Origin of the sequence: Sphaerochaeta sp. UBA5836 (genome assembly GCF_002432845.1) — a bacterium.
Classification (GTDB): domain Bacteria; phylum Spirochaetota; class Spirochaetia; order Sphaerochaetales; family Sphaerochaetaceae; genus Sphaerochaeta.
In genome coordinates this window covers 3,648-4,228 of record NZ_DJGW01000065.1, presented here as the reverse complement: position 1 = coordinate 4,228, position 581 = coordinate 3,648, and the positions used below count along the sequence as shown (strand labels likewise).

Sequence of the window (581 nt, the reverse complement as noted above, 5' to 3'; positions counted from 1 at the left end):
GACGGATGGTTTTTCTCGATGAGCGACCTGAAGGCGGGATTGGTTGCGGCACAGTTGCAAGAGCTCGGCATCGAGAGCCTCAAGGTTGAAGGGAGAATGAAAAGCCCCGCCTACACATCCCTTGCAGGGCGTTACTACCGTGCGATCCTTGACGGAAACAGTGATACCAAAGAGCTGGACGAGGCTTTGAGCATCGTCTTCTCCCGAAGGCAGACCGCCGGCTGGCTTGCCGGGTATGGGAGAACCAGGCAGGACTTCTCGATCAGACGCGCTCCCACATTGGGAAGCACCAGTTTTCCCTCCCACCGCGGCTTGAAGGCCGGCACCATCCTTTTGGTCAAGGAAGGCAGGGCCATGGTCCGGCTTGAACGCAGACTCAGCCTCCGCGACGGCCTCATGTACTTCATACAAGGGAAAAGAGAGCCGGTGGAAACGGTCAAGTTCGGGCTCTCACAGTTGCTGGACCAAAGAGGGAAAAGCATCACCGAGGCCTATGCAGGACAAACGGTGGAGATCAATCTCCCCGATGCTTCCGTCCTTCCAAGCGCTGGTGAGCATCTGATGGTCATCAGCCGGCACGA

Annotated in this window: 2 protein-coding genes (1 of these 2 only partly in view); both read left to right on the top strand. The window is 57.7% G+C overall.

Features of this window, described 5'->3' with window-relative positions:
* Positions 1-22, top strand: the 3' portion of a protein-coding gene (locus tag B3F49_RS05155; protein ID WP_422663646.1) for a peptidase U32 family protein. 404 nt of this gene lie to the left of the window's left edge; the window shows 22 of its 426 coding nt (coding positions 405-426); the start codon falls outside the window, past its left edge; the stop codon is at positions 20-22.
* Positions 19-581 (top strand): U32 family peptidase (locus B3F49_RS05150; protein WP_293909464.1); only part of this gene is annotated, 563 nt, incomplete at its 3' end. The genes B3F49_RS05155 and B3F49_RS05150, both read left to right, overlap by 4 nt.